Raw genomic sequence first — 5235 nt, forward strand, 5'->3', positions numbered from 1 at the left:
GGGCCCGTACAACCAGCAGTACTACGACGAGCAACAGGTCTACGAAGGCCAGGAGGTCACCCTGACCGGGGAGGTCGAAGAGGTGCTTTCCGACCAGGCGTTCGAGATCTCCGATCCCGACGACGCCGAGCTGGGCTCCCTGCTGGTGCTCCACACCCTCCAGCAGCCCCCCGTCCTGGAGGATGGGCAGCTGGTGGAAGTGACCGGCACAGTGCAGGCCTCCTTCGATCCGGCCACCGCCGCGGAGCAGCTGGGGATCGAGCTCACCGCCGAAGGGCTCGAGGACCACCAGGACGAAGGCTGGGTCCAGGCCACCGAGGTCAGCACCGACCTGCCCACCGACACCGCCACCGAGGACGGCATGGGTTAGGGCAGCACCGGGTCACGGAATGCCGTTCATCGTGGCCTCCGACGGCGTCTGTGCCCTGCAGGTCTGCTGGCGGCACGGCGCCGCACGAGATCGCCGATGATGCGCCGCGGCGTGCGCCCCGGTACGCCCGGCGGGGTATTGCCGTCCCCCGGGGTCCCCTGGTGTCGTGGTGGGCCTATTCCACGACGCCGCAGGCCAGCCGGGAGCCGGCGTCGCCGGTGGCCAGGGTCTCCTCGTCCGGGCCTTCGGGGGCATAGCGGTCGGGGATGTTGGCGTAGTTGTCGGTGCCGGTGTGGATCATCACCGCGCTGCCGTCCTCGTCCTGCAGGTCCTCCAGGGTGAAGCGGTCGGTGAGGGTGACCAGGTTGCCCATCCCGCTGCCGGTGACGTAGAGACTGGGCAGGTCACCGGCATGGTCGGGGTGCTCGCCTTCCTCGGCCCCGAGGTGCCCGCCGGCGGAGAGGAACGCCCCGGTCTCCTCCGGGTCATCCGGTGCCGCGCTGTCGGGCACGCACAGCCCGGTGCCGTGGACGTGGAAGCCGTAGAACCCCGGCTCCAGGCCCTCGACTTGGGCGGCGACTTGGGTGCCGTCCTGGACATCGGAGAACTGCACGGTCCCTACCTCGTCGCCCTCGACGTTGCGCACGCTCACTGTGAGGGCCTCTTCGACCGCTGTCGTCTGCTCCGCACCGCCGTCGTTCTCGGCGGTGGTGCCGCACCCGGACAGCACCACCACCCCCGCCGCTGCCGAGACCATCGTGAGCCGTGTGCTGATCTTCATGGGAACTCCTCTGGCAGGTCCTCGGATACGGATGATGTGCTGCGACGCTATGCCCGAGCCCCGGCCCGGAGCAATGCTTTTCTCCGCCCACAAGGAACCTCGCTGGCACCTGCCACCGCATCCGGTTGCCTGGGGTACTCGGATCTGGGTTTCGGCGAATGCCCTGGTGGGAGACGGGTTGGCGGGACTACAGTAAGCACACTGGTGGAACTGGGTCGGTGTGCGGCCTACCGCGATCCCAACTTTCGGTGGAGGAGAGGCCATGAGCACCACAGTGGAGACAACCGTGGTCGTGGACGTGCCGCTGAGCGCGGTCTACAACCAGTGGACCCAGTTCGAGGACTTCCCCCGGTTCATGAGCGGGGTCGAGCGGGTCACCCAGATCGCTGATGATCGGCTGGAGTGGGTGGCCCGGATCGGTGGGGTGTCCCGGCAGTGGGAAGCCCAGATCCTGGAACAGGTCCCGGACCGCAAGATCGCCTGGGCCGCCACCGAAGGGGCGCTCAACGCCGGGACGGTGAGCTTCGAGGACGCCGGCCAAGACCGCACCAGGGTGCATCTGCTCCTGGAGTACGAGCCCGAAGGTCTGGTGGAGACGGTCGGGGACAAGCTGCACCTGGTGGAGAACCGGGCGCAGAAGGACCTGGAGCGGTTCAAGGAGTTCATCGAGGCTCAGGGCCAGGCCACCGGGGCCTGGCGCGGGTCCGTGCACGTGGACGCCGACGTCGGCGCCCCCGGTATGGGAGACGCCCCGGCGTTGCGCGGAGACGACGCCAGGATCAGGCCGCCCAGCACAGCCGGAGCAGGCACTGGTGCTGCGGCTGGCGCGGTCACAGCCGTGGAGACCACCAGTGACGACGCCACGGGATCGGAGGACGCCGCCTGGCCGCCGTTGGCCACCGAGGGCCCCACCGGCACTGCCCGCGCTGAGGAGGACGCCCCCGCGCAGGCCCGGCGGGCCGATGCGGCGAGCACGGCGCGGCGCACAGATGCGCGGCCGCTCGAGGAAGGGCCTGAAGGCGTGGTCCTGTCCGGTGTGGAGGATTCCACCGGACAGCCCGCTGAGGACCGCGGTTCGCCGTCTGATCCCACCGGAAGTCTCCGGCCCATCCCCCCGGCCGGCGCTACCGAGGATCTCATCCCTTCCACCGGGGCGCCGCGGGTCGATACGGATCCGGACATCACCGACCAGCCCTTGGATATCGACGCCCCGCTGGACGCCGAACCCCCGGCCGCACCACCAGCTGGGGCCGGTCCCTTTACGGACCCCCCGGGGGCCGCGGAGGACACCGCCGCCGGGCAGCCGCCGACCGCCGACGACATGGCCTCCCCCGCCGAGTCACCGCAGCGCCCCCGGGTGGACGCCCCGCTGGACGCCGAGCCGGTTCCCCCATTGGAAACCCCGCCGGTTGACATGCCCGACGCTGCACCGGCGGCCGGCCCGTCCCGGGTGGACCCGCTGACCGGGCGGCCGGTGGACGAGAACCGCCCCGGAGGAAGCGCTGTCTAACCACCGTCCCGTGCCGTGCTAGAACGATCATCGCGTGAGGGACACCGAAGGGCAGGAGTCAGATCGTGCGGCGATTCCAGGACCGGGCGGAGGCCGGCCGACAGCTGGGCCGGCGTCTGATGGGCCTGCGCGGACAGGATCTGGTGGTGCTGGGGTTGCCCCGGGGCGGGGTGTCGGTGGCCGAGGAGGTGGCCCTGGCCCTGGAGGCGCCGCTGGATGTGCTGATGGTGCGCAAGCTCGGGGTGCCCGTCCGCCCGGAGCTGGCGATGGGCGCCATCGGCGAGGACGGTGTCCGGGTCCTGGATGAGCGCATCATCGGGCGTTTCCAGATCACCGGGGACCAGCTTCAGGCGGTGGAGGACCACGAACGTGCCGTGCTGGAAGAGCGCACGATGCGGTTCCGGACAGGCCGGACACGGTGGGATCTGACCGGGCGCACCGCCGTGATCGTCGACGACGGCATCGCCACCGGCGCCACCGCTCGGGTGGCCTGCCGCGTCGCCGGGCGCTGGGGGCGGCCCGGGTGGTGCTGGCCGCCCCGGTGGCCGCCCCGCAGGCGCTGGGCCGGATCAGCGAAGCCGACGAGATCGTGGTGCTGGCCACCCCGCCGGACTTCCAGGCCGTCGGCTACCACTACCGCGACTTCTCCCCCACCCCCGACGAGGACGTCGTGGCGGCACTGGAGGCCGCCGCCCGCCGCGGCCCGGGCTGAGGACCCACACCAGCGCCGGCTACGGCATGGCGGCAACCACGGGGTTTCCGCGCGTCAGCTCACCGCAGAACCCCGCACCCTGGTGCGGCGGCCGGGAGGCCATGGATGGGACCCGCGACGATCCTTCGCGCCGCTTGTAGCGCCTGGGCGGAGGCCGGATGCAGTTGCGGGTGGTACTGCCCGAGACCTGGCGTCAGGCGCGCGGGCGCGGTGGTGCCGCCGGGGCGGTCTTGACTGCGTGGTGGGTGGTCTCGATGGCCTGTTGCACCACCTCGTGCAGGTCCTGGCCCCGCCGGTAGGCCGCACGCTGGTGGAGGGCCCCGGTGCCCTCGCGCAGGATCTCGGTGATCACGGCCTCGACCGCGTCCTCTTCCTGGTACTCGACCAGCACCGGGCGCACGGCCTCCAGCAGCTCAGCCACGACATCTGCGGCCGGGGCGGGAGTTCCGGTGGTCGGGCTGATCAGTTGGGAGTCGGCTCCGTCGTGGCTGGCCTGCCACATCCAGGCCCGCAGCAGCCCCACCCGCACGTCCGGGGCAGGGTCCCCGGCTTTCCAGGCGCGGGCGGCGGTCTCCACCAGCGCCCGAACGAGAACGGCGAGGACCGCCGCGTGCTCGGCTTGCAGGCACACATCAGCCACCCGCACCTCCACGGTGGGCTGGTGTTCGCACAGCCGGGCGTCGAAGTAGAGCATCCCCGCGTCCAACGGCACCCCGGACGCCAACAGGTCCCGCCGATGCTCGTCATAGGCCGCAGATGTCCCGAAGACCTCGGTGGGTCCGGCGGTGGGCCACCGCGACCAGGCCTGGTACCGGTAGGAGGCGTATCCGGTGTCGACGCCGTTCCAGAACGGGGAGTTCGCGCTCAACCCCAGCAGCACCGGCAACCACACCCGGATCCGATCCAGCACCGCCACCGCCTCCTGGCGAGAGTGCACAGCCACGTGGACGTGGAACCCACAGGTCAGCTGCTCCGCGGCGGTCAGCCCGAAGCGGTGCCGCACGTGTTGGGCGCGCGCCTCGTGCACCACGTGCGGGACCACCGGATGCGGGGCGGCCGGCAGAGCCGCCACCCGCCCGCCCACCGGGAGGCGACCTCATCGGCCAGAGCCCGTCCAACCCGGATGGCCTCCAGCTGCCCGCCCAACGTGGTCTGCGGAGGGCAGGCGACCTCGATCTGCTCCTGCTGCAACTCCGTTCCCAGCCGGTGCCCGGACGCGGTAACCTGCCGCTGCAGATCCACCGCCCGCTCCCCGACCGGCAACGCCTCCAGCGACGTACCCCCTACCAGCAACAGCTCTTCCTCCACACCGAACGTGCGCACCACACCACCCTCGCCTCTCACCATTTGCCTCTCACCATTGCCGCTGACGGACCCTTCACACCCGGCGGCACCCATCAGCCGTGACGCGGCTGCCCACCAAGCGCCCCTGTCACCTGGACGAGCACCCCAGCCCCAGGACGGAAGCCACCCCGAGGCGATCCGGCGGACCGACCAGAGCACTGGAGGCCCTTGACCGTTCTCACACCCTCTCCGGCCGAGTTGTCCCAGACCGCGGACTCCCGGTCCTCGTCGCCGTCCTATCCGCGCAAGGGCGCCAGCGCCTGCGCCCAGGCCACGACCTGATCGAAGACCTCACCCAGCCCGTCGGTGGCCTGCTCGGTGGGCCGGAAGGAGAACTCCTCGCCGAACTCCGTACTGAAGGGCAGGAACACCTGGGCCCGGACGTCGGCCATCTGCAGCTCCGCGGCGATCAACCGCCAGGCCTCCACCGCACGGGTGCCGCCGGCACTGCCGTAGCTGACGAAACCGATCGACTTGTTGTTCCACTCCGCATACAAGAAATCCACCGCGTTCTTCAA

At 71.0% G+C, this 5235-nt stretch carries 6 protein-coding genes and 1 pseudogene; 4 read left to right on the forward strand and 3 right to left on the reverse strand.

From position 1 onward, the window contains the following. A partial coding sequence (locus BJF77_RS15460; protein ID WP_075872728.1) for a hypothetical protein occupies positions 1 to 370 on the forward strand: 370 nt, incomplete at its 5' end. Between the two features lie 175 nt (positions 371 to 545). Here the strand turns inward: BJF77_RS15460 and BJF77_RS15465 are convergent. Continuing rightward, a complete protein-coding gene (locus BJF77_RS15465; RefSeq protein WP_083665205.1) occupies positions 546 to 1151 on the reverse strand; it encodes a superoxide dismutase family protein in 606 nt (201 codons plus the stop codon). 262 nt (positions 1152 to 1413) lie between these two features. Here BJF77_RS15465 and BJF77_RS22830 point away from each other — a divergent pair, with 262 nt between their 5' ends. From BJF77_RS22830 to BJF77_RS22065, 3 genes and pseudogenes are all read left to right on the forward strand, one after another. Then, positions 1414 to 2661 (forward strand): SRPBCC family protein, encoded by a 1248-nt coding sequence (locus tag BJF77_RS22830; RefSeq protein ID WP_083665206.1) that lies wholly within the window; start codon positions 1414 to 1416, stop codon positions 2659 to 2661. A gap of 119 nt (positions 2662 to 2780) precedes the next feature. Next, positions 2781 to 3098: pseudogene (locus BJF77_RS22060) on the forward strand (phosphoribosyltransferase); the annotation flags it as partial. 86 nt (positions 3099 to 3184) lie between these two features. After that, entirely contained in the window at positions 3185 to 3373 is a 189-nt protein-coding gene (locus BJF77_RS22065) for a hypothetical protein (protein WP_255396310.1), read from the forward strand. A 193-nt stretch (positions 3374 to 3566) separates the two neighbouring features. On the opposite strand, the gene BJF77_RS15480 is transcribed toward BJF77_RS22065, so the two are convergent. Both BJF77_RS15480 and BJF77_RS15485 read right to left on the reverse strand, forming a co-directional pair. After that, positions 3567 to 4445 carry a glutamate--cysteine ligase gene (locus BJF77_RS15480; RefSeq protein ID WP_255396311.1) on the reverse strand — a complete coding sequence of 293 codons (879 nt, stop codon included), beginning with the start codon at positions 4443 to 4445 and terminating at the stop codon, positions 3567 to 3569. A gap of 508 nt (positions 4446 to 4953) precedes the next feature. Continuing rightward, positions 4954 to 5235 (reverse strand): NADPH-dependent FMN reductase (locus BJF77_RS15485; protein ID WP_187347287.1); only part of this gene is annotated, 282 nt, incomplete at its 5' end.

Source organism: Kocuria sp. CNJ-770 (genome assembly GCF_001942375.1).
GTDB classification, from domain to species: domain Bacteria; phylum Actinomycetota; class Actinomycetes; order Actinomycetales; family Micrococcaceae; genus Kocuria; species Kocuria oceani.